Origin of the sequence: Nocardia sp. Root136, from assembly GCF_001427185.1 — a bacterium.
GTDB classification, from domain to species: domain Bacteria; phylum Actinomycetota; class Actinomycetes; order Mycobacteriales; family Mycobacteriaceae; genus Nocardia; species Nocardia salmonicida.
This window is the reverse complement of the sequence record NZ_LMFE01000001.1, coordinates 1,421,331-1,441,913: the sequence shown is the minus strand read 5'-3', so window position 1 is coordinate 1,441,913 and position 20,583 is coordinate 1,421,331. Positions and strand designations below refer to the sequence as shown.

Sequence of the window (20,583 nt, the reverse complement as noted above, 5' to 3'; positions counted from 1 at the left end):
GTAGAACGCCGAACGCGGCGGGCGCATTCCGCCCGCCGCGTGGCGGGTCAGACGGTGTGCGCGTCGGCGACGGTGAGTGCCTGATCGAGGATGGCCAGCCCTTCCTTGGCCTCGGCCTCGGTGATCACGCACGGCGGGACCACGTGCAGGCGATTGAAATTGACGAACGGCAGCACCCCGCCGGCGCGGCAGGCGGTGACCAGTTCGTTCATCGCGGGGCTGGTGCCGCCATAGGGGGCGAGGGGTTCGCGGGTGACTCGGTCGCGGACCAGCTCGAGTGCCCAGAAAACGCCGAGCCCGCGGACTTCCCCGATGCTCGGATGCCGTTGCGCCAGTTCGCGAAGGCCAGGACCGATGACCTTCGCGCCGATGTCGGCGGCGTTCTCGACGATGCGCTCGTCGGCCATCGCGTTGATCGTCGCGACGGCCGCGGCGGCCGCGAGGGGATGACCCGAGTAGGTGAGCCCGCCGGGATAGGGCCGGTCGGCGAAGGTCGCCGCGATGGCCGCGCTGATCGCCACGCCGCCGAGCGGGACATAACCGGAGTTGACTCCCTTGGCGAAGGTGATCAGATCGGGCACGACCTCGAAATTGTCGATGGCGAACCACTTTCCGGTCCGCCCGAAGCCCGCCATCACCTCGTCGGCGATGAACACGATGCCGTGCTTGTCACACAGCTCGCGGACCCCGCGCATGTACTCCGTGGTCGGCACCATGATGCCCGCGGTGCCCGGCACCGACTCCAGGGCGATCGCGGCGATGGTGGCCGGGCCCTCCATCTCGATGGTGCGCTCGAGATGGGCCAGCGCCCGCTCGGTCTCCTGCGCCTCGTCGGTGGCGTGGAATTCCGAGCGGTACAGAAACGGGCCGAAGAAGTGCACGGTTCCGGTGTTGCCGTGGTCATTGGGCCAGCGGCGCGGGTCGCCGGTGAGGTTCACCGCCGTCTCGGTGCCGCCGTGGTAGGAGCGGTAGCGCGAGAGCACCTTGTAGCGGCCGGTGTGCAGGCGCGCCATCCGGACGGCGTGTTCGACCGCGTCGGCGCCACCGTTGGTGAAGAAGATCGTGTCGAGATCGCCGGGCGTGCGTTCGCTGATCAGGCGGGCCGCCTCCGAACGGACATCATTGGCGAATGACGGTGCGACAGTGCAGAGTTTGCCCGCCTGCTCCTGGATCGCGGCGACGACCTTCGGATGCTGGTGGCCGATATTGGTGTTCACCATCATCGAGGAGAAGTCGAGCAGGCGATTGCCCTCGCCGTCCCACACGTAGCAGCCCTCGGCGGCGGTGAGCACCGTTGGCGTGAGAGCTGCTTGCGCGGACCAGGAATGGAAGACGTGGCGGCGGTCGAGTTCGTAGGCGCGAGCGGCCTCTTCGGAAAGCGTCATGTCGAGTCTCCCTCGGGTTACTTGTTCTGTGGGAAGCCGAGTTCCAGCCCACCGTGGCTCGGATCGAGCCAGCGGGCGGTGACCGCCTTGGTGCGGGTGAAGAAGTGCACGCCGTCGGTGCCGTGCGCGTGCGAGTCGCCGAACAGCGAGTTCTTCCAGCCGCCGAAACTGAAGTAGGCCATCGGCACCGGGATCGGGACGTTGACGCCGACCATACCCACCTCCACCTCGTGCTGGAACCGGCGTCCCGCGCCGCCGTCGTTGGTGAAGATGGCGGTGCCGTTGCCGTAGCGGTTCGCGTTGATCAGCGCCACCGCCTCCTCGTAGGTGTCGACCCGCACGACCGACAGCACGGGGCCGAAGATCTCGTCGGTATAGACGCTCATGGTGGGCGTCACCTCGTCGAGAATCGTCGGGCCGAGCCAGAATCCGTCCGGCGCGCCGTCGACGGTGAGATCGCGACCGTCGAGAACCACACGGGCACCGGAGTTCTCGCCCGCGTCGATGTACTCGGCCACTCGGTCGCGGTGCGCGCGGGTGATCAGCGGGCCCATCTCCGCCCCGCCTGCGCCGTCGCCGGTGACGATGCTCGCGGCCCGCTCCCTGATCTTGGCGACCAGGTCGTCGGCCACCCCGCCGACCGCGACGACCACGCTGATCGCCATGCACCGCTCACCCGCCGACCCGAAACCGGCGTTGACGGCGGCATCGGCGGCCAGGTCCAGATCGGCGTCGGGCAGCACCACCATGTGGTTCTTCGCACCGCCGAGCGCCTGTACCCGCTTGCCCGCCACGGTGCCGCGCTGGTAGACGTACTTGGCGATCGGGGTGGAGCCGACGAACGACACCGCCTTGATCGCCGGGTTGTCCAGGAGTTCGTCGACGGCGACCTTGTCGCCCTGTACGACGTTGAACACACCGTCGGGCAGCCCCGCCTCCTGCCACAGCCGCGCCAGCCACAGCGCCGCCGACGGATCCTTCTCGCTCGGCTTGAGCACCACCGTGTTGCCCGCGCCGATCGCGAGGGGGAAGAACCACATCGGCACCATGGCGGGGAAATTGAACGGTGCGATGATCGCGACCGGGCCGAGCGGCTGACGGATCGAGTAGATGTCGACCTCGGTCGAGGCGTTCTCGGTGAACCCGCCCTTGAGCAGATGCGGGATGCCACAGGCGAATTCGACGACCTCGAGACCACGGGTCACCTCGCCGAGCGCATCGGCGGCCACCTTGCCGTGTTCGGCCGTGATGATCGCGGCCAGTTCCGTTCTGCGTTCGGCGAGCAGCTCGCGGAAGCGGAACAGCACCTGGGTGCGGCGGGTGAGCGAGGCGTCACGCCAGGACGCGAAGGCCACCGTCGCGGCGTCGATCGCGGCGCGGGCATCGGCCACGTTCGCCAGCGCCAGCTCCCCGGTGACGACGCCGGTGGCGGGATTGGTCACCGGTGCTGTCGTCTCGCTGGTACCGCTCACCGATTTGCCGTCGATCCAATGGCCGATGGACTGCATGAATGCCTCGATTCGCCAGGTGGTGTCGTGCCTCCACCCTGGTCCATCCGGAGCCCGGAAAGGGCCGACGATGTGTACACCATTGCGGCATTCATATTACGATTTGTCAATGCTGTTGACCGTGGCCGATGTGCTCGCGACGCCGGTGATGCAAGCCGGGCAACCCGAGGTCATCTGCGCCGCGAACCTGGACCGACCGGTGCGCTGGGTGCATGTCAGCGACCAGGCCGACGTCGCCGATGTTCTGGTCGGCTCGGAGTTGATCCTGACCACCGGGCAGGCACTCGCCGCTCCTGAGCAGGCGCGGATCGCCTACCTGCGATCACTGTCCGCCGCCGGGGTCGCGGGCCTGGTCGTGGAACTCGGCAGCTACGTGAGCGAACTCGGTCCCGTCGTCGCCGCCACGGCCGCTGAACTCGAGCTTCCGGTGATCGTGCTGCATCGGGTTACCCGCTTTGTGGAGATCACCGAAGCGGTCCACCGGGCGATCGTCGCCGACCAGTACGCCGAACTGGAGTTCGCGCGCACCGTGCACGAGACGTTCACCGAACTGAGTGTGCGCCGTGCCGCCCTGGCCGAGATCGTGCAGACCGCCGCGAGCATGCTCGACGCGTCGGTGGTGCTGGAAGACCTCTCGCATCGAGTGCTGGCGGCCACTGCCCGGCACGCCACTTCGGCCGCGCTGCTGGAGGATTGGGAGGCGGTTTCGCGGATGCTGCCCGACGGGGGATCCGGCGTGGTCGGCGTCGGACCGCACACGCAGCGCTGGGGCAGGCTGATCCTGCGCACCGACAGAGCCCATACCGCGCGGGTCGCCATGGTGCTCGAACGCGCCGCGCAAACCATCACCCTGCACCGGATGATCGACAAGGACCGCTTCGGGCTGCACCGGCAGGCCCAGACCGGCCTGATCGCCGACCTGGTGGACGGGCGGGTCTCCGACGAGCGCGACGCACAGGCGCGCGCCGCCGCGCTCGGTCTGCGCCGGCGTGCCCGCTATGTGCCGCTGGTGATCGAGATCGACACCGAGTCGACGACGGATCCGGTCGCGGCCCAACGACGGAGTGAGTCGATCGTCGAAGCGGTGACCCATGCCCTCGGCCTGGTCGACGCCTCGGCGCTCAGTGCGGCGGCGCACCGGCGAACGCGCGGTGGGACCGACGGCGAACAGGTCGCCGTGATCCTGGCGGTGGCTCGTGGCGGCGATGTCGATGACCACTTGGCGCCGGTGTGCACCGCGGTCCTGGCCGAGACCCGCCGGGTCGAGGGCGTGCGTCGTGCGGTCATCGGCGTCGGCGCCGACTCCGATTCTCTGCTCGACGCCGCGGGCGGACTCGCGCATGCGACGGGCGTGGCCGAGGTGGCCCGGTCGATGACGACGACCCCGAGCCGAATGTTCTTCCGCAGCGCGGATATTCGCCTACGCGGTCTGCTTTCGCTGATCCGCGACGAACCCGGCGCGCAGAGCTTCGCCGAGGCCGAACTCGGCGCGCTCCTGCGCTACGACATCCGCCACACCGCCGACCTCACCGGCACTCTGCGCCGCTTCCTCGACCTGGCAGGCAACAAGACCGAACTCGCCAAGGCGCTCGCGATCAGCCGACCCACGCTCTACGACCGCCTCGCCCGCATCGAACGCATTCTCGCTGTCGACCTCGACGACGGTGAATCGCGCACCTCCCTGCACGCCGCGCTGCTCGTGCGCGACGTGACCGCGGGCGGCGACAAGCTCTAGGCCGTGAGCCCGGTACTTCGGATCAGCGGGCGCGGCACAGTCGTGGTTCAGTCTTTGCGGCCGGTGAGAGCCAGTGACGTGCCGAGCCCGATCATCACCAGGCCGCTGGTGCCGCCGACGGCGGCGAGACGACGCGGCGACCGCGCGAACCAGGACCGGGCCGACCCCGCCACGAGCGCCCAGAGCGAGTCGAAGATCAGGCCGAACACCGGGATGCAGAGCCCGAGGATCAGCATCTGCTGCGGCACCGCGTGGGTGGTATCCACGAATTGCGGCAGCAGCGCCGCCAGGAAGACGATGTTCTTCGGGTTGGTGATCCCGACGATCAGCCCGTCCCGCAACGCCAGCGCTGGACGGTGCGCGTCCACGGTCTGCTCGGACTGGAAGGCCGTCCGCAGCGCGTCGCGATGTCGAATCGCCTGCACGCCGAGATAGACCAGATAGGCGGCACCGACGAGTTTGATCGCCGTGAACACCACCGCCGACGCCGCCACGATCGCGCCCAACCCGAACGCGACAGCGACAACCTGCCCGTACACCCCGATCGAATTGCCGAGCACCGTCATCAGCGCCGATCGCCGCCCCACGGTGAGCGCGCGGCCGATCGTGAACAAGACACTGGGACCGGGCACGATCACCAACAGAAACGCCAAGCCCGCGAAGGAAACGAGATGAGCCGAAGACACCATCGCTTTACGCTATCCGGCGGCTGAAGCGGGGACAATGACGGCAGTGTGGGGAACAACCATGCCCTGGTGGAGGTTGATCCGCGCATGACGACACTCGGATTGATCGGCAGCGGACACATCGGCTCCACCGTGGCGCGGTTGGCGGTGGACGCGGGCTATGACGTGGTGCTCAGCAACTCGCGTGGCCCCGAGACCCTGGCGGATCTGGTCGCCGAGCTGGGTCCGCGGGCTCGGGCGGCTACCCCGGCCGAGGCGGCCGGAGCAGGCGACTATGTGGTGGTCACCGTGCCGTTGAAGGCGTATCGGGACGTACCGGTCGCACCGCTCGCGGGCAAGGTCGTGTTCGACACGAACAACTACTATCCCGACCGCGACAGCGCCATTCCCGAACTCGACGCCGACGAGACCACGACCAGTGAACTGTTGCAACGCCACCTCCCCGAATCGAAGGTGGTCAAGGCGTTCAACAACATCGCCTACGCCAACCTCGCCGAACTCGCCCGCCCCGCCGGTGCCGCGGACCGGTCCGCCCTTCCCATCTTCGGCGACGACCCCGACGCCAAGAAGCTCGCTACCGATCTCATCGACGCCATCGGCTATGACGTAGTCGACGGTGGGTCCCTTGCCGAAAGCCGCCGCTCCCAACGGGATACCCCGGTCTACGTGCGCCCCTACGCCGCCGACGACAACTGGCCGCCCGCCCCCAAGCCCGCCGGCGCCGAGGAGGTGCGTGCGGCCCTCGCCGCCGCCGAGGTCTGACTGCTGGGCGTCGTTCGGCTGTCCGCAGCCGGACGACCAACGCCTGTTCGGGGCGATGGCGCGCAGCGGCGGTGACAGGCAGGATCGGGGGGTTGTGGGTGTCGGTGCCGACGACGAAACTTGTTGTATGAGTGCGCTGTCGCAGAACCTGCTTGACCGGTGGATCGCCTTGGCCGGGGTCGAGGCCGAGCAAATCGGCGCCGGGGTGGTGGGACGCTACAGCGAACCGCATCGCCGTTACCACACCGGCACCCACCTGGCGGTGATGCTCGCGGCGATCGACGAATTCGCCGGTGCCGCAGCCGATATCGAAGCCGTGCGATACGCGGCGTTCTTCCATGACGCGATCTACGCCGTCGCGCGGGCCGACAACGAGGAGCGCAGCGCCGACCTGGGCCGCGACATTCTCGAATCACTGGGCGCCGCACCGGAACTGGTCGAGGAGGTGGTGCGGCTCGTGGTGCTGACCCGCGGACACAAGCCGCAGCCCGGTGATGCGAACGGCGCGGTCCTCTGCGATGCCGACCTCGTCGTGCTCGGTGGCACACCCGAGGAATACGCCGCCTACACCGCCGCGATCCGCGCCGAATACGCCCACGTCCCCGACGACCTGTTCCGTGCGGGCCGCGCCTCGGTCCTTCGTAATCTGGCCGATCAGCCCCGCCTGTTCCGCACCGACCTCGCCCACGACCGCTACGAGGCGATCGCCCGGGCCAACCTCACGGCCGAACTCGCCGAGCTCACCGCCGACATCGGCTGACGGCCTGTTGCTTGTCTAGAGGGCGGTGAGTATCTCGGCAGCCAGCGGGCCCGCGGAGGCGGGGTTCTGCCCGGTGTAGAGATTGCGGTCCACCTCGATGTGCGGCGCCCACGGGTCGCCTTCGCGGTAGTCGGCACCGAGCGCGACCAAGCGATCCTGGAGCAACCACTTCGCCTTGTCGGCGAAGCCCGCCTGGGTTTCCTCGGCATTGCTGAACGCGGTGAGGCGGTAGCCGGCGAAGGGGGAGCTGCCCGACTCGGCGGTGGCCAGGAGCGCGGCGGGGGCGTGGCAGACGATGCCGAGCGGCTTGCCGGAGGCGAGCGCGTCGGTGAGCAGAGTGCCGGAGACAGGGTCGACGGCGAGGTCTTGCATCGGGCCGTGACCGCCGGGGTAGAAGACGGCGTCGTAGTCGGCGAGATCGACCTTGTCGAGGGCGATCGGACTCCGCAACGGGGTCGCGCCGGAGAGGATTTCGGCGACCGCGGCCGCACCCTCGGCGCCGCCGTTGACCTCGGGGGCCATGCTGGCCTGGTCGACGGTCGCGATCACGCCGTTCGGGGTTGCCACGGTGACGGTGTGGCCCGCGCCGGTGAAGGCCGCATAGGGCGCGGTGAATTCCTCGGCCCAGTAGCCCGTGGGATGTTCGGTGCCGTCGGCCAGTGCCCAATGATCGGTGCCGGTGAGAACGAACAGGATGTGTGCCATGGGATCAACGCTAGGGTCGATGGCATCCCCTGACCAATAGGATTGTCTATATGAGACATAGGACAGCCGATGGGTCGATGGATCTGGTGCAGCTGCGGACCTTTCTGGCTGTCTTCCGCACCGGTTCGCTCACCGCGGGCGCGGCCCAGGTGGGACTGTCCCAGCCGACCGTGACCACCCAGATCCAGGCGCTCGAGCGACACCTCGGCAGGCCGCTGTTCGAACGACTGCCCCGTGGGGTGACGCCGACCGCCGCCGGTCACGAGCTCGCGGCGCGGGTGAGTGGCCCATTGGAGGCGCTGGAGGCGGTCGTGAGCGGGGCGGTGACCGATCGTGCGGCGCCGCCCGAACCGCCGGTGCTCCTCGGCGGACCGGCGGAGATGCTCGCCGCCAAGGTGGTGCCCGCGCTCGCACCGCTGGTCGCCGACGGCGTGCGGCTCACTGTCAGCACCGGGATCACCGACGACCTGCTGGCCCGATTGCATTCGGGTGCACTGGATCTGGTCTTCGCCACTACCCGACCGCGTGGGCGTACCGTGCTGGCCGAACCGCTCGTCGACGAGGAATTCCTCCTCGTCGCAGCCCCCGAGATGGCCGACCGCATCGACACCGCCCGCCTGCGCGCCGAAGGTCCGATCGCGCTGGAGGGTATCCCGCTCGTCAGCTACGCCGCCGATCTGCCGATCCTGCGCCGATACTGGCGCCACGTGTTCGAGACCCGGCTGGAAGCCGAACCGGCGCTGATCGTCGGTGATCTGCGCGCGGTACTCGCCGCGGTCATCGCGGGGGCGGGGATCAGCGTGCTTCCGCACTACCTGTGCGGCCGGGAACGGGCCGACGGAACGCTGGTCACGCTGCTCGATCCCGTCGATCCGCCGATCAACACCGGATTCCTGGCGCGCCGGGTCGGTGCGCCCTCGCGACCGCACGTCGACCTGGTTCGCGCCCGGCTGGTCGAGGCGGCGCGAGGATGGCGGGTGGGGTGCGGTGCCGAATAGGCAAGTGGACACTTGCCCTTGACATGCAAGCGCGCACTTGCCTATGGTTCGAAGGGAGCGAACGGAGCGTGCGGAGTGACCGATATCTTCACCGCGTTGGCGGATTCGACACGACGCGCACTCCTCGACGAACTGGCCGATCGCGACGGGCAGACCCTGTTCGAACTGTGCGCCCGGCTCGTGAGCAAGCACGACATCAGCTCGTCGCGCCAGGCGATCACCCAGCACCTCGGCGTGCTCGAGGACGTCGGTCTCGTCCACACCCGTCGGCAAGGCCGCTACAAGTTCCATCACGCTGATTTCACTCCGCTGCGAGCGGTTTCGGTGCGATGGCCCATCCCTCAGGAGGACACATGATTCGCATCGGAGTGACGAGCGTCTTCGTCGACGACCAAGCCAAGGCCGAGGCCTTCTACACCGACGTGCTCGGCTTCCAGGTCAAAGACAAGGTGTCCCTCGGCGAATTCGACTGGCTCACCCTCGTCTCGCCCGCCGACGTCGACGGCATCCAGCTGCTGCTCGAGCCCGATCAGCACCCGGCGGCCAAGGCCTATAAAACGGCGCTGAGCGCCGAGGGCATCCCCGTGATCGTCTTCACCGTCGACGATCTCGATGCCGAATACCGCCGCCTGCTCGACCGTGGCGTCTTCTTCACCCAGGCCCCCGCCCCCATGGGCCCGGTGAGCACCGCGGTCTTCGACGACACCTGCGGCAATCTCATCCAGCTCATGGCCCCCACTACTGGGTAATGATGAGAAGTTCGGTGGGGGAGGCGATTTCGGCGCGCAGTCCGGCTGTGGTGGCCACCCGGGCGACGGCGCGGATGTCGGTGGGATCGGCGCGGGTGAGAACGAGGGCGCGGGCGAGCAAGCCCTTGTGATGTTTGTTGAAGTGGCTGACGACGGTGCGCGAGCCGTCGGGGTGCTCGGTGAGGACATTGGCGGTGATGGCGTCGGGGACCCGGCCCAGCTGCTGGTAGGTGCCCGAGCGTAGGTCGATGACGAGTTCGCCCGCGGCCTCGGTGTAGAGAGCGTCGGGCAGAACATCGCGCCACACCGCCGAAAGTGTCGGCAGCCCTGGAAGTTTGGTGCCGCCCGAGAGGCGGTAGGCGGGGATGGGGTCGGCTGCGCGGACCGCGCCGAACAGGGCCGAGCCGATGCCAAGGCGGGCGTAGGCCTTGGCGCGCTGCACCTTGGTGAACGACTTCGCGTCCAGTGCGTCGTAGAGGACCCCGGTGTAGCGCTCCAGGGCGGGGCGGGTCGCCGACGTGCGCAGGCTCGCGTTGCGGGCTATCTCCGCATCCGCGCCTTTACCGAGGCCGAGTACCCCGGCGGAGGCGGCGGGGTCGGCCGCCAGCTGCACCACCTCGGTGATCAGTTTGTCGCGAACCGCGCTGAGCTGCGGCATCGCCAGGACGTCGAGGTCCAGCGGCGCGCCCGATCCGCCGTCGGACTTGGTTTCGGAGGGAGGCAGCAGCACCAGCACGATCGTCAACGTTAATCGCCGTCGAAACCGCCACCGCGCCCCGCCCCGTCCGCGAGTTCAGCGCACGGCTTCGAGGAACTTGCGCGTGCGCTCATTGGTCGGCGCCTCGAAGATCTGCTCGGGCGGACCCTGTTCGACGATGCGACCGGAGTCGAACATCAATACCCGGTCCGATACCTCGCGGGCGAAGCGCATCTCGTGGGTGACGATCAGCATGGTGATATCGGTGGTTTCGGCGATCGTGCGCAGCACGTCGAGGACGTCGCCGACCAGTTCCGGGTCCAAGGCCGAGGTCACCTCGTCGAGCAGCATCACCTTCGGATCCATCGCGCAACAACGCGCGATCGCGACCCGCTGCTGCTGCCCGCCCGACAACTGCGAGGGATGCGCGTCGGCCTTGTCCGACAGACCGACGACCTCGAGCAGGTGCCGCGCACGTTCGCGCGCCTCGTCTTTCGACTTGCCGAGCACGTGGATCGGCGCCTCGGTGATGTTCTCCAGCACCGTCATGTTCGGGAACAGGTTGAACTGCTGGAACACCATGCCGATCTTGGTACGCACCGCACGCAGGTGTTTCTCCTTGGCGGGCACCAACTTTCCGCCGCGTTCGGTATGGGTGAGTGGTTCACCGTCGACCCAGATCACGCCGTCGCTGATCGTTTCCAGGGTCATCAGCAGCCGCAGAATGGTGGTCTTGCCCGACCCCGACGGCCCGATCAGGGTGACCTTCTCCCCGCGGCGGACACTGAAATCGAGCTGGTCGAGCACGGTGAGCTCGCCGAAGCGTTTGACCACCTGATCGAATCGGATCATCTCGTCAGTAGTAGGCAAGGCGCTTCTCCAGTCTTCTGATCAGCACAGACGTCGGGTAGCTGGCGAGGAGGAAGAACACCCCGGCCATCGTGATCGACTCCAGATACGCGAAGTTGCGCGCTCCGAATTGCTGTGCGGCGGTCACCAATTCGACGACCGAGATGGCGAACAAGAACGGTGTGTCCTTGAACATCGACACGGCATTGGTGCCGAGCGCGGGCAGGCTCGCCCGGATCGCCTGTGGCAGCACCACCGCGCCCCAGGTGCGCACCGGCGGCAACGACAGCGCGCGCGCCGCCTCCCACTGCCCCTTCGGCACCGCCTCGATCCCGGCCCGATACACCTCGGCCAGGTAACTCGAATAGTGGATGCCGAGTACGACGATGCCGATCTGCAACGCCGAGAACTGCGTGAACAGCGTGTAGGCGAACAGCAACTGCACGACCAGCGGGGTGAGGCGGACGAACTCGCTCACCGCGTGCACCGGCGCGGCGATCGGGCGCGGCATCGTGCGCCGGATCATCGCGATCGCCAGCCCGAGCACCGCGGCCAGCGCGAAGCCGAGCACCGTTGCCAGCAGGGTGATCTGGAAGCCGTCCCACAGCACCGGCAGCGCCTCGCGGGCGCGCTCCCAACTCCATTCCGCTCTCATGGCGCCACCTTCGTGTCATCGGGCGCCAGGCTCAGCACTTCCTTGAGCGTGGCCCCGCGACCCAGCTTGGTCTTGGCGCGGGTCTCGAGCAGGTTCATGCCCAGGGTGAGTACGTAGCCGAGGACGAAGTAGATGAGCAGGCCGACACCGAAGGAGAACAGGGTGTCGCTCGTGGTCTTGCGCAGGTCGCCGATCTCGTAGGTCAGGTCGTGCAGCGTGATGTAGGACGCCACGGCGGTGCCTTTGAGCAGGTGGACCAGCAGATTGGTCAACGAGGGCAGCATCAGCGCCCATGCCTGCGGGAACAGCACTCTGCGCATCCGCTGCCACGGACTGAAATTCAGCGCGACCGCCGCCTCGAACTGCGCGCGCGGCACCGCGTTGAGCGCCCCACGCACCACCTCGGCGCCGTAGGCGCCGTAGTTCAGGCCGAGCGCCAGGATGCCGCAGAAGAGCGGGTCGAGCTTGTAGCCGAGCAGCGGCAGCACATAGAACAGCCAGAAGATCTGCACCAGTAGTGACGTGCCGCGGAAGAATTCGATCATGACCCGGGCACTGCCGCGCGCCGCGAGATTGCGCACGCGGGCGGTGGTACCGAGGGCGAGGGCGAGGACGAACGCGAGGAGCGCGCCGCCGATGGTCAGCTCCAGCGTGACGACGATGCCCTGCCACAGCGCGGGAAGGGCATCGCGTACCGCATCGACATTGCTCATGGGTGGATCAGATTTCGCCCTTGCACAGCTTGGCCGTCGTGTACTTCGGATCGGGGAGCTCGCGCTCGGTGAACCCGAACTTGCCCACGATCGACAGGTACTTGTCCTTGTCGCCGGTGATCTTGGCCAGCTCGGCGTTGTAGGCGGCGAGCAGGTCGGGATCGGTGGTACGGAACACGGTGCCGCCGGCGCCGACCTGCGGCTTGCCGTCGATGACGGCCACGAACGACGGCGTCACGTCGACGGCGGCGTTCGGTGTGTGGCTCTTGAGCCAGTTCAGCGAGATCGCGGTGAGCGCGAACACGTCGGCGCGCCCGGAGGTCACCGCGTCCATCCCGTCCTGCGGGGTGGCGACCTGGGTGGCGTCGATGCCGAGCGAGCTGGCGTAATCGGATTCGATGGCGCCGGTCATCGCGGTCATCTTCGCGCCACTGGCCTTGATCGACTGCATATCGGTCAAATTCATCGGATTACCGGGTTTCACCATCAGCGCCGTGGTGTACATGAATTCCGGTTCGCTGAAAGATGCCTGTTCACAGCGTTTCGGCAAGATCGACATTCCGGCGCTGACCGCGTCGAAGCGATTGGCCTGCAGGCCGGGGATCAGTGCGCCGAACTCGGTCTGCACACCGTCGACGGTCTTGATGCCGAGGTTGGCGAAGATCTCTTTGTGCAGTGCCACGGTGGCGCCGGTGAGCTGGCCGCCGTCCTCGAACGAATAGGGCGCCTCACCGGCGAAACCCACGGTGATCGTGCCCTTGTCCTTCAGCGACTGCAGGAGTTGACCGCTCTCGGTGGTCTCGGTCTTGGTGCATCCGGCGAGGGCCGCGGCCACCAACGCGGCACCGGTGAACACCGCTGTACAGCGCTTCGACATGGATTTCGTCTCAGCCATTGTGACCTCCCAAGGGCAGCGTCGCCGCTGCCAATTTTCTGTTGTAAGTACGTAATTGACTTATAGAGAAAATGTAGTCACCAAATAATTGCCAGATGCGGTTACGTTATCAGGTTGTTATCTGATGATTGAAATGGTTTTGTAATGGGTAACCTGTTATCCGCTTTTATCTGCGGGTAGGTTTTCGGGGCGTAGGGAGCGCTCAGGTGGTAATCGGCTGTCGCCCCGCCCGGACCAGGGACTACCCTGTGCATCCGTGATCACCCGCCTCTCCCGCCTGTTCCTGCGCACCCTGCGAGACGATCCCGCCGACGCCGAGGTGCCCAGCCACAAACTGCTCGTTCGCGCCGGCTACGTCCGTCGGGTCGCCCCCGGCATGTACTCGTGGCTGCCGCTCGGTCTGCGCACGCTGCGCAAGATCGAGGACGTCGTGCGCCAGGAGATGGACGCCACCGGCGCCCAGGAGATCTCGCTGCCGACGCTGCTGCCGCGCGAGCCCTACGAGACCACCAATCGGTGGACCGAGTACGGCCCCGGTCTGTTCCGGCTCAAGGACCGCAAGGGCGGCGACTACCTGCTCGGGCCCACCCATGAGGAGCTGTTCGCGCTCACCGTGAAGGGTGAGTACAACTCCTACAAGGATCTGCCGGTCACCCTGTACCAGATCCAGACCAAGTACCGCGACGAGGAACGTCCCCGTGCGGGCATCCTGCGCGGCCGCGAGTTCGTGATGAAGGATTCCTACTCCTTCGATATCGACGACGACGGTCTGACCAACAGCTACGCCACCCATCGCAAGGCCTACCAGGCGATCTTCGAACGGCTCCGCGTCGAGTACGTGATCGTGGCCGCCACCTCCGGCGCCATGGGCGGCAGCGCGTCCGAGGAGTTCCTCGCCGCCAGCCCCGTCGGCGAGGACACCTACGTGCGCTGTGTCGAGTCCGGCTACGCGGCGAACGTGGAAGCCGTGGTCACGCCCGCGCCCGCGCCGCTGCCCATCGAGGGTCAGGCCGCCGCGGTCGAGTACGACACCCCGAACACCCCCACCATCGCGACGCTCGTCGACTGGGCCAACGAGGCGAAGGTCTTCGACCGCACGGTGACCGCCGCCGACACGTTGAAGAACGTGATGGTGAAGCTGCGCCACCCCGACGGCAAGACCGAGATCCTCGGCATCGGCGTCCCCGGTGACCGCGAGGTCGACGACAAGCGGCTCGGCGCCGCCGTCGAGCCCGCCGAGGTGGAGCTGCTCACCGAGGCCGACTTCGCCGCCAACCCGTTCCTCGTGAAGGGCTACATCGGCCCGAAGGGCTTGGCCGCCAACGGTGTTCGCTACCTCGTCGACCCCCGCGTCGCCGAGGGCACCGCGTGGATCACCGGCGCCGACGTCAAGGGCAAGCACGTTGTCGGCCTGGTCGCGGGCCGTGACTTCACCCCCGACGGCACCATCGAGGCCGCCGAGGTCCGCGACGGCGATCCCTCGCCCGACGGCGCGGGCCCGCTGGTGTCCGCGCGCGGCATCGAGATCGGCCACATCTTCCAGCTCGGCCGTAAGTACACCGACGCCTTCGATGTCGACGTGCTCGGCGAGAACGGCAAGCCGGTGCGCCTCACGATGGGCTCCTACGGCATCGGCATCTCTCGCATGGTCGCGGTGATCGCCGAACAGCAGCACGACGAGAAGGGCCTGCGCTGGCCCGCCGAGGTCGCCCCGTTCGACGTGCACGTGGTGATCGCCAACAAGGACGCCGCCGCCCGCGACGGCGCCGAACACGTCGTCGCGGGCCTGGACGCCGAGGGCCTCGAGGTCCTCTTCGACGACCGCACCGCCTCGCCCGGCGTGAAGTTCAAGGACGCCGAACTGCTCGGCATGCCCTGGATCCTGGTCATCGGTCGCGGCTGGGCCGAGGGCAAGGTGGAGCTGCGCAACCGCTTCACCGGCGAAGCCGAGGAAATCCCCGCCGAAGACGCCGTGAGCGCGGTAACCGCCAAGGTTCGCGGCTGAGTTTCATCGCGCATGAATCGCGCTGCCCCGCTTGATGTGGGGCAGCGCGATTGCTGTCTGTAGGGCCGGTTCGTACGCCCTGGGGCCTCTTCTCGGCGAGAGTTGCTCGACATCTGGGCGAGTTCGGAAACCTGGTCCTTGTTCGGTTGGGGGAAACAACAACACGTCGTTCGAACTTACGGCTACGTAGGCGAAAGTGCAGGTGAGGGAGTTGCGTGGGCGGCGTGGCGAGTGGGTGGCGCTGCTAAGTTAACGGGCATGACGAGTTCGCCCAGCCTGCTTTTCAACCCGGCCACCTACGACCCGCAGCACTTCGATGCCGAGACGCGGCGGCTGCTGAAGGCCACCATCGAGTGGTTCGAGTCCAAGGGCAAGGCGCAGCTGCTGGTCGAGGATCGCGACGCGGTGTGGACCTCGGAGTTCCTCGAGTTCGTCGGCAAGGAGAAGCTCTTCGCGACCTTCCTGACCCCGGCCGCCTACGCCGACGGCGACCCGAACAAGCGCTGGGACGCGGCACGCAACGCGGCGCTGGCGGAGATCTTCGGGTTCTACGGACTGGCGTACTGGTACGCCGAGCAGGTCACCATCCTCGGCCTCGGCCCGATCTGGCAGAGCGATAACGAGGTCGCCAAGCGCAAGGCAGCCGCCGACCTCGACGACGGTCAGGTGATGGCGTTCGCGCTGTCCGAGCGCGACCACGGCGCCGACATCTACAACACCGACCTGATCCTCACCCCGAGCGAGCCGGGCAGTGCCGACGCCGAGGCGGGCATCCTGTTCCGGGCGAGCGGCGAGAAGTACTACATCGGCAACGGCAACGTCGCCTCGATGGTGTCGGTGTTCTCGCGTCGCGCCGACGTCGAGGGTCCGGCGGGCTACATCTGGTTCGCCGCCGACAGCCGCCACGACGACTACCACCTGATCGAGAGCGTCATCCACGGTCAGATGTACGTCAGCCACTTCCGGCTGGAGAACTACCCGGTGACCGCCGCGGACCTGCTGCACGAAGGGCCGGAGGCCTTCTCGGCCGCGCTCAACACCGTCAACGTCGGCAAGTTCAACCTCTGCCACGGCGGCATCGGCATGGTCGAGCACTCGTTCTTCGAGGCCATCACCCACGCCAACAACCGCATCCTCTACGGCAACCCCGTCACCGACTTCGCCCATGTGCGCGGCAATTTCGTCGACGCCTACGCGCGGTTGATCGCGATGAAGCTGTTCAGCGACCGCGCCGTCGACTACTTCCGCAGCGCCTCGCTCGAGGACCGCCGCTACCTGCTGTTCAACCCGATGACCAAGTCCAAGGTCACCTCCGAGGCCGAGGTCGCGATGACCCTGCTGCTGGATGTGCTGGCGGCCAAGGGATTCGAGAAGGCCACCTACTTCGCACAGGCCTCGCGCTACATCAACCACCTGCCGCGCCTCGAGGGCACCGTGCACGTGAACGTGGGTCAGATCCTGAAGTTCATGCCGAACTACCTGCTCAACCCGAAGGAATACCCGGCGATCGGCACCGACCTCGCCCCCGGCGACCAGCCGTTCTTCTGGCGGCAGGGTCCGGCGCGCGGCGCGGGCAAGGTGCAGTTCGCCGACTGGACCCCCGTCTACGAGCAGGCATCCGAGGTCCCGAATGTCGGCCGGTTCTACGAGCAGGCCCAGGCGCTGCGCAGCCTGCTGCTCACCGCGGCTCCCGACGCGGACCAGCAGAAGGACCTGGATTTCATGCTGACCATCGGCCACCTGTTCTCCACGGTGGTCTACGGGCAGTTGATTCTCGAGCAGGCCGAGCTCACCGGGCTCGACCGCGATGTGCTCGATCAGATCTTCGACTTCCAGATCCGCGACTTCAACACCCAGGCAGCGGCGCTGCTCGGCAGGCCGTCGGTCACCGAGGCCCAGCGTGCCTGGGCGATCGGGGCCCTGCGCAGCCCGGTTGCCGACGCAGAGCGTTTCGGTCGGGTGTGGCAGCAGGTCGAGGCCTACGACGGCGCGTACGCGATGCGCCCGTAGTCGGGCCCTCGGTTCCGGGTGTATCGCCGATTCACCCGGAACCGATCTTGCCTACGCTCGCCCGGGGAAGGTGACGGTGACCGGGACCGATCCCAGAATCACCTGCCAGCGAGCGCGGCGAACGGCGGCTTCGGTGAGCGCCTCCGTCGCGGTGGCGCGCACCGATTCGGCGGTCGCGTTTTCGACGACCGCGTACCACGCTGCGGCGCAATCGGATTCGACGCTCACCGCCAGATGCGCCGCCGGAATCGGATTGTCGACCGGGGCGGGCGGGGTATAGGCGGCGCCGGGGGCGTCCGGTGCCGTGCCGTCGGCTTCGAGTAGCTCGATCGTGGCGTCGCGGCGGGCTCGATGCGCGGCGCTGAACTCGGCGACCATGCGGGACCGGTCGGCGTTGGCGTACGCGGCGATCAGGCCGTAGGAGTACACGGCGGCGTACTCGGCGTCGAGCGCGTTCTGCAAGGTCTTTCGCTGTTCGGTCATGTCAGCAGGACTCCTGCCTGGGTGGCGCAGGCCGCACTGATCGACGCGAGAAGTCCGGCGCGATAACCGGATTCGGTGCGGGCCAGGGTGGCGGCGGACTGTTGGGAGCGAACCAGCTGATCACGCAACTGTGCGACGGTGGTCGGCTGTGCGGCCGCGGTCTCGACCTCCGAAGCGGACACGGGGGAGCCGTCGGGGCCGGGCACGGTCAGCACGCCCGTGCGATGCACCGGGGTGGTGCCGTCGCCGTAAACGCCGAGCACGCGGTCGATTTCGGTGCGCAGCGCGTCGGCGTGCGCGGTGCGCTCGGTGGCGATCGTGCTCAGCGCGGCGTTCGACTGCGGCGCCAGCGCGATCGCGGCCGTCGCTGCGGCGGCATCGGCTCTGGCCATGATCTCTTGCGCGGCAAGAGGATCCGGCGCGTGCACGGTATCGTCCTCGGCACAGGCGGCTAGCACGGCCACCGCGGGAATGCCGATCGCGCTCGCTCCGACCAGACGGAACAGCGTGCGGCGGCGCCAGGTGGAGCGTGTGTCGGCTCGCGCGGGCGTGGAGGGTGAAAGCTGCTGCACCGGTGTGGGATGCGGCACTGCGACGGGTGGGTGCGACGAGTTCGCGCCGGTAGGAGCCGGGGTCGACCCGGCCAGGCGCGTGGTGGCAGGCTCGACCCGCAACTGCGGGGGGTCGTGCCGGTCGGCGCGCATGCCGGAAGGTCGCCCGGCTCTCGGCGGGACGGTATGGCGGTGGGGCACGAACACCATCGTGCCAGATGGCACGCCTCGGGCACGCCCGAGTCGGACCGGTGCGTGGCGCCCAGCGCCTGGTCCTTTACACTCTCTGAGCGCGTTACGCTAGACCTTCGGCGTAGATATTTCCGATCGCGTCACAACTGAACCAGGAGCCGCCCATATGCCGATGCCCACCGAGGAAAGGGTGAGCCAGCTAGTCGCTGAGCTCGTCGCACGCCGGGGTTTCGACCTCGAGGGCGTCGCGATCGTGGCTGCGGGCAACGGCGAGTTGGCTCCGGTTCGGGTGAAGGTCACCGTCGACAGCGACGGCCCCGCGAACCTGGACGCCATCGCCGCGATCAGCCGCGAGATGTCCGAACTTCTCGATGCCGCAGGCGATTTCGGCGATTCGGCCTACTTGCTCGAAGTGACCACGCCCGGCGTGGAGCGCCCGCTCACCACCGAACGGCACTGGCGGCGCGCGCAGGGCCGCAAGGTCCGCGTGAAGCTGGCCGACGGTGTCGAGCGGATCGAGGGCAAGGCCCGTTTCGACGCGCGCGTCGGCCAACTCGCCGACGACGCCGCGACCGGCGGCGCCACCATCGCACTCGTCATCGGCGGCAAGACGAAGCCACATCGCGTTCATGTCCCCGTCGCCGATATCGCCGAGGCTGTCGTCCAGGTCGAATTCAACGCACCTGGCGCCGCCGAACTCGAACTCGCCGGCGGCATCGCGCCGGGCCGCCCGGTACCGGGCGAAGAGCCCGCCGACCTAGCCGCGCCAGGACAACACCTTGACACTCCCACCGAAGGGGTTGCGGAATGAATATTGAAATCGAAGCCTTGCGGGCGATTGTCGCCGACAAAGGCATCTCGATCGAGACCGTGATCTCGGCGATCGAGTCGGCGCTGCTCACCGCTTACCGGCACACCGACGGCCACGAGGCCAACGCGCGTATCGACATCAACCAGAAGACCGGTGTGGTGCGGGTGATGGCGCGTGAACTCGACGCCGACGGCAACCTCGTCTCCGAATGGGACGACACCCCGGAGGGATTCGGCCGCATCGCCGCGACCACCGCCCGCCAGGTGGTGCTGCAGCGGCTGCGTGACGCCGAGAACGAGAAGTCCTTCGGCGATTTCGCCACCCACGAGGGCGAGATCGTCGGCGGTGTGGTCCAGCGCGACGCCAGGGCCAACGCCCGCGGCATCGTGGTGGTTCGCATCGGCAGCGAGGCCAACGGCGCCGAGGGGCTGATCCCGCCCGCCGAACAGGTGCCGGGGGAGACCTACGAGCACGGCGATCGCATCAAGTGCTATGTCTACGGCGTCTCGCGTGGCCCGCGTGGCCCGCAGATCCAGCTCTCGCGCACCCACCCGAATCTGGTGCGGCGGCTGTTCTCGCTCGAGGTGCCCGAGATCGCCGACGGTTCCGTCGAGATCGTCGCGGTGGCCCGCGAGTCGGGACACCGGTCCAAGATCGCCGTGCAGTCCACCGTGCCCGGCGTGAACGCCAAGGGCGCGTGCATCGGTCCGATGGGCCAGCGCGTGCGCAACGTGATGAGCGAACTGGCGGGCGAGAAGATCGATATCATCGACTACGCAGAGGATCCGGCGACCTTCGTCGGCAATGCGCTGTCCCCGTCGAAGGTGGTATCGGTCACGGTCGTCGATCCCGACGCCAGGGCGGCACGGGTGATCGTGCCCGACTTCCAGCTCTCGCTGGCGATCGGCAAGGAGGGCCAGAACGCCCGCCTGGCCGCCCGTCTGACGGGTTGGCGCATCGATATCCGCAGCGACGCGGCTCCGGAACCGGACGACTCCGTCCGGCCGGAAGCGCACCGTAGTTGATTCCAGGCACGTCGAATCCCTGCCTGCGGATGACATGTTCGTAACTTCCGGAGGGGAGGGGTTCGTCGTTATGACCGGGTCACCGGTAGAGTGGGTACAGGACCGGCCCGCGCAATCCGTTCGCACCTGTATCGGATGCCGTCAGCGTGAGCCGTCTGCCGACCTGTTGCGGATCGTGGCGCGGCATCGGAACACCGATGTCGCGATTGTTCCCGATCCGCGGCGCAGACTTCCCGGACGGGGTGCCTGGTTGCACCCCGTTTCAGTTTGTTTGCGTTCCGCAGAGCGGCGCCGAGCATTCGGCAGAGCCCTACGAGTGTCCGGAAATCTGGATATCTCAGCCCTGGAGCAGTACCTCGAGAACAGGCACGAGCACTCATGAGCACACCGTGAAGCACCAACGATGAAC

22 protein-coding genes are annotated in these 20,583 nt (G+C 67.6%); 11 read left to right on the top strand and 11 right to left on the bottom strand.

The features are described 5' to 3' along the window. Positions 1–47: 47 nt before the first annotated feature. The gene (locus tag ASD42_RS06755; protein WP_056811585.1) at positions 48–1,385 is read right to left on the bottom strand and encodes an aspartate aminotransferase family protein; all 1,338 of its coding nucleotides are present in this window, start codon (positions 1,383–1,385) and stop codon (positions 48–50) included. A gap of 17 nt (positions 1,386–1,402) precedes the next feature. Further along, positions 1,403–2,893, bottom strand: a complete 1,491-nt coding sequence (locus ASD42_RS06750) for a CoA-acylating methylmalonate-semialdehyde dehydrogenase (RefSeq protein WP_056811582.1) — start codon at positions 2,891–2,893, stop codon at positions 1,403–1,405. A gap of 109 nt (positions 2,894–3,002) precedes the next feature. Between ASD42_RS06750 and ASD42_RS06745 the strand changes: the two genes are divergently transcribed. After that, positions 3,003–4,628, top strand: coding sequence for a PucR family transcriptional regulator (locus ASD42_RS06745; protein WP_056811580.1), 1,626 nt, complete (start codon positions 3,003–3,005; stop codon positions 4,626–4,628). Between the two features lie 47 nt (positions 4,629–4,675). Here the strand turns inward: ASD42_RS06745 and ASD42_RS06740 are convergent, their stop codons facing one another. Next, a complete protein-coding gene (locus tag ASD42_RS06740; protein WP_056811577.1) occupies positions 4,676–5,317 on the bottom strand; it encodes a LysE family translocator in 642 nt (213 codons plus the stop codon). A 45-nt stretch (positions 5,318–5,362) separates the two neighbouring features. Between ASD42_RS06740 and ASD42_RS06735 the strand changes: the two genes are divergently transcribed. Together ASD42_RS06735 and ASD42_RS06730 are read left to right on the top strand one after the other, a co-directional pair. Beyond that, positions 5,363–6,076, top strand: coding sequence for an NADPH-dependent F420 reductase (locus ASD42_RS06735; protein WP_327152864.1), 714 nt, complete (start codon positions 5,363–5,365; stop codon positions 6,074–6,076). Between the two features lie 127 nt (positions 6,077–6,203). Next, the gene (locus tag ASD42_RS06730; RefSeq protein WP_056811572.1) at positions 6,204–6,836 is read left to right on the top strand and encodes an HD domain-containing protein; all 633 of its coding nucleotides are present in this window, start codon (positions 6,204–6,206) and stop codon (positions 6,834–6,836) included. Positions 6,837–6,851: 15 nt separating this feature from the next. On the opposite strand, the gene ASD42_RS06725 is transcribed toward ASD42_RS06730, so the two are convergent. Next, a complete protein-coding gene (locus tag ASD42_RS06725) occupies positions 6,852–7,541 on the bottom strand; it encodes a type 1 glutamine amidotransferase domain-containing protein (protein ID WP_056811569.1) in 690 nt (229 codons plus the stop codon). A gap of 50 nt (positions 7,542–7,591) precedes the next feature. On the opposite strand from ASD42_RS06725, the gene ASD42_RS06720 reads away from it, so the two are divergent. The 3 genes from ASD42_RS06720 (at position 7,592) to ASD42_RS06710 (ending at position 9,288) form a co-directional block, all read left to right on the top strand. Beyond that, a complete protein-coding gene (locus ASD42_RS06720) occupies positions 7,592–8,539 on the top strand; it encodes a LysR family transcriptional regulator (RefSeq protein WP_056811566.1) in 948 nt (315 codons plus the stop codon). A gap of 75 nt (positions 8,540–8,614) precedes the next feature. Then, on the top strand, positions 8,615–8,896 hold the full coding sequence (locus ASD42_RS06715) for an ArsR/SmtB family transcription factor (RefSeq protein ID WP_056811563.1): 282 nt from the start codon (positions 8,615–8,617) through the stop codon (positions 8,894–8,896). Next, entirely contained in the window at positions 8,896–9,288 is a 393-nt protein-coding gene (locus ASD42_RS06710) for a VOC family protein (RefSeq protein ID WP_056815635.1), read from the top strand. The genes ASD42_RS06715 and ASD42_RS06710 overlap by 1 nt, the downstream gene beginning before the upstream one ends. On the opposite strand, the gene yaaA is transcribed toward ASD42_RS06710, so the two are convergent. Genes yaaA through ehuB form a run of 5 tightly spaced genes read right to left on the bottom strand, consistent with a single transcriptional unit; the run spans position 9,278 to position 13,079 of the window. After that, entirely contained in the window at positions 9,278–10,024 is a 747-nt protein-coding gene (gene yaaA / locus ASD42_RS06705; RefSeq protein WP_056815633.1) for a peroxide stress protein YaaA, read from the bottom strand. The genes ASD42_RS06710 and yaaA overlap by 11 nt on opposite strands. A 57-nt stretch (positions 10,025–10,081) precedes the next feature. Next, positions 10,082–10,837 carry an ectoine/hydroxyectoine ABC transporter ATP-binding protein EhuA gene (gene ehuA / locus ASD42_RS06700; protein WP_056811559.1) on the bottom strand — a complete coding sequence of 252 codons (756 nt, stop codon included), beginning with the start codon at positions 10,835–10,837 and terminating at the stop codon, positions 10,082–10,084. A gap of 4 nt (positions 10,838–10,841) precedes the next feature. Next, positions 10,842–11,489 carry an ectoine/hydroxyectoine ABC transporter permease subunit EhuD gene (ehuD, locus tag ASD42_RS06695; protein WP_056811556.1) on the bottom strand — a complete coding sequence of 216 codons (648 nt, stop codon included), beginning with the start codon at positions 11,487–11,489 and terminating at the stop codon, positions 10,842–10,844. Further along, positions 11,486–12,202 carry an ectoine/hydroxyectoine ABC transporter permease subunit EhuC gene (gene ehuC / locus ASD42_RS06690; RefSeq protein WP_056811553.1) on the bottom strand — a complete coding sequence of 239 codons (717 nt, stop codon included), beginning with the start codon at positions 12,200–12,202 and terminating at the stop codon, positions 11,486–11,488. The genes ehuD and ehuC overlap by 4 nt, the downstream gene beginning before the upstream one ends. Positions 12,203–12,209: 7 nt before the next feature. Continuing rightward, positions 12,210–13,079 carry an ectoine/hydroxyectoine ABC transporter substrate-binding protein EhuB gene (gene ehuB / locus ASD42_RS06685; protein WP_056811552.1) on the bottom strand — a complete coding sequence of 290 codons (870 nt, stop codon included), beginning with the start codon at positions 13,077–13,079 and terminating at the stop codon, positions 12,210–12,212. 274 nt (positions 13,080–13,353) lie between these two features. On the opposite strand from ehuB, the gene ASD42_RS06680 reads away from it, so the two are divergent. Continuing rightward, positions 13,354–15,102, top strand: a complete 1,749-nt coding sequence (locus ASD42_RS06680) for a proline--tRNA ligase (protein ID WP_056811549.1) — start codon at positions 13,354–13,356, stop codon at positions 15,100–15,102. A 258-nt stretch (positions 15,103–15,360) separates the two neighbouring features. Further along, positions 15,361–17,112: an acyl-CoA dehydrogenase family protein gene (locus ASD42_RS06675; protein WP_056811546.1), complete on the top strand. Its 1,752-nt coding sequence runs from the start codon at positions 15,361–15,363 to the stop codon at positions 17,110–17,112. A gap of 51 nt (positions 17,113–17,163) precedes the next feature. On the opposite strand, the gene ASD42_RS06670 is transcribed toward ASD42_RS06675, so the two are convergent. Then, the gene (locus ASD42_RS06670) at positions 17,164–17,595 is read right to left on the bottom strand and encodes a ferritin-like domain-containing protein (protein ID WP_056811543.1); all 432 of its coding nucleotides are present in this window, start codon (positions 17,593–17,595) and stop codon (positions 17,164–17,166) included. Then, positions 17,592–18,347, bottom strand: a complete 756-nt coding sequence (locus ASD42_RS06665; protein ID WP_235569330.1) for a hypothetical protein — start codon at positions 18,345–18,347, stop codon at positions 17,592–17,594. Before ASD42_RS06665 ends, ASD42_RS06670 begins: the two co-directional genes overlap by 4 nt. A gap of 157 nt (positions 18,348–18,504) precedes the next feature. Between ASD42_RS06665 and rimP the strand changes: the two genes are divergently transcribed. From rimP to ASD42_RS33670, 3 genes are all read left to right on the top strand, one after another. Next, entirely contained in the window at positions 18,505–19,149 is a 645-nt protein-coding gene (rimP, locus tag ASD42_RS06660) for a ribosome maturation factor RimP (RefSeq protein ID WP_056811542.1), read from the top strand. Further along, on the top strand, positions 19,146–20,174 hold the full coding sequence (gene nusA / locus ASD42_RS06655; protein ID WP_056811539.1) for a transcription termination factor NusA: 1,029 nt from the start codon (positions 19,146–19,148) through the stop codon (positions 20,172–20,174). Before rimP ends, nusA begins: the two co-directional genes overlap by 4 nt. A 70-nt stretch (positions 20,175–20,244) precedes the next feature. Beyond that, the gene (locus ASD42_RS33670) at positions 20,245–20,556 is read left to right on the top strand and encodes a YlxR family protein (protein WP_084787114.1); all 312 of its coding nucleotides are present in this window, start codon (positions 20,245–20,247) and stop codon (positions 20,554–20,556) included. Positions 20,557–20,583 lie beyond the last annotated feature (27 nt).

Coding starts and splice junctions, on each gene's coding strand:
- ASD42_RS06755 (WP_056811585.1), bottom strand. CDS start 1,385: ATGACGCTTTCCGAAGAGGCCGCTCGCGCCTACGAACTCGACCGCCGC.
- ASD42_RS06750 (WP_056811582.1), bottom strand. CDS start 2,893: ATGCAGTCCATCGGCCATTGGATCGACGGCAAATCGGTGAGCGGTACC.
- ASD42_RS06745 (WP_056811580.1), top strand. CDS start 3,003: ATGCTGTTGACCGTGGCCGATGTGCTCGCGACGCCGGTGATGCAAGCC.
- ASD42_RS06740 (WP_056811577.1), bottom strand. CDS start 5,317: ATGGTGTCTTCGGCTCATCTCGTTTCCTTCGCGGGCTTGGCGTTTCTG.
- ASD42_RS06730 (WP_056811572.1), top strand. CDS start 6,204: ATGAGTGCGCTGTCGCAGAACCTGCTTGACCGGTGGATCGCCTTGGCC.
- ASD42_RS06725 (WP_056811569.1), bottom strand. CDS start 7,541: ATGGCACACATCCTGTTCGTTCTCACCGGCACCGATCATTGGGCACTG.
- ASD42_RS06720 (WP_056811566.1), top strand. CDS start 7,592: ATGAGACATAGGACAGCCGATGGGTCGATGGATCTGGTGCAGCTGCGG.
- ehuA (WP_056811559.1), bottom strand. CDS start 10,837: ATGATCCGATTCGATCAGGTGGTCAAACGCTTCGGCGAGCTCACCGTG.
- ehuD (WP_056811556.1), bottom strand. CDS start 11,489: ATGAGAGCGGAATGGAGTTGGGAGCGCGCCCGCGAGGCGCTGCCGGTG.
- ehuC (WP_056811553.1), bottom strand. CDS start 12,202: ATGAGCAATGTCGATGCGGTACGCGATGCCCTTCCCGCGCTGTGGCAG.
- ehuB (WP_056811552.1), bottom strand. CDS start 13,079: ATGTCGAAGCGCTGTACAGCGGTGTTCACCGGTGCCGCGTTGGTGGCC.
- ASD42_RS06675 (WP_056811546.1), top strand. CDS start 15,361: ATGACGAGTTCGCCCAGCCTGCTTTTCAACCCGGCCACCTACGACCCG.
- ASD42_RS06670 (WP_056811543.1), bottom strand. CDS start 17,595: ATGACCGAACAGCGAAAGACCTTGCAGAACGCGCTCGACGCCGAGTAC.
- rimP (WP_056811542.1), top strand. CDS start 18,505: ATGCCGATGCCCACCGAGGAAAGGGTGAGCCAGCTAGTCGCTGAGCTC.
- nusA (WP_056811539.1), top strand. CDS start 19,146: ATGAATATTGAAATCGAAGCCTTGCGGGCGATTGTCGCCGACAAAGGC.
- ASD42_RS33670 (WP_084787114.1), top strand. CDS start 20,245: ATGACCGGGTCACCGGTAGAGTGGGTACAGGACCGGCCCGCGCAATCC.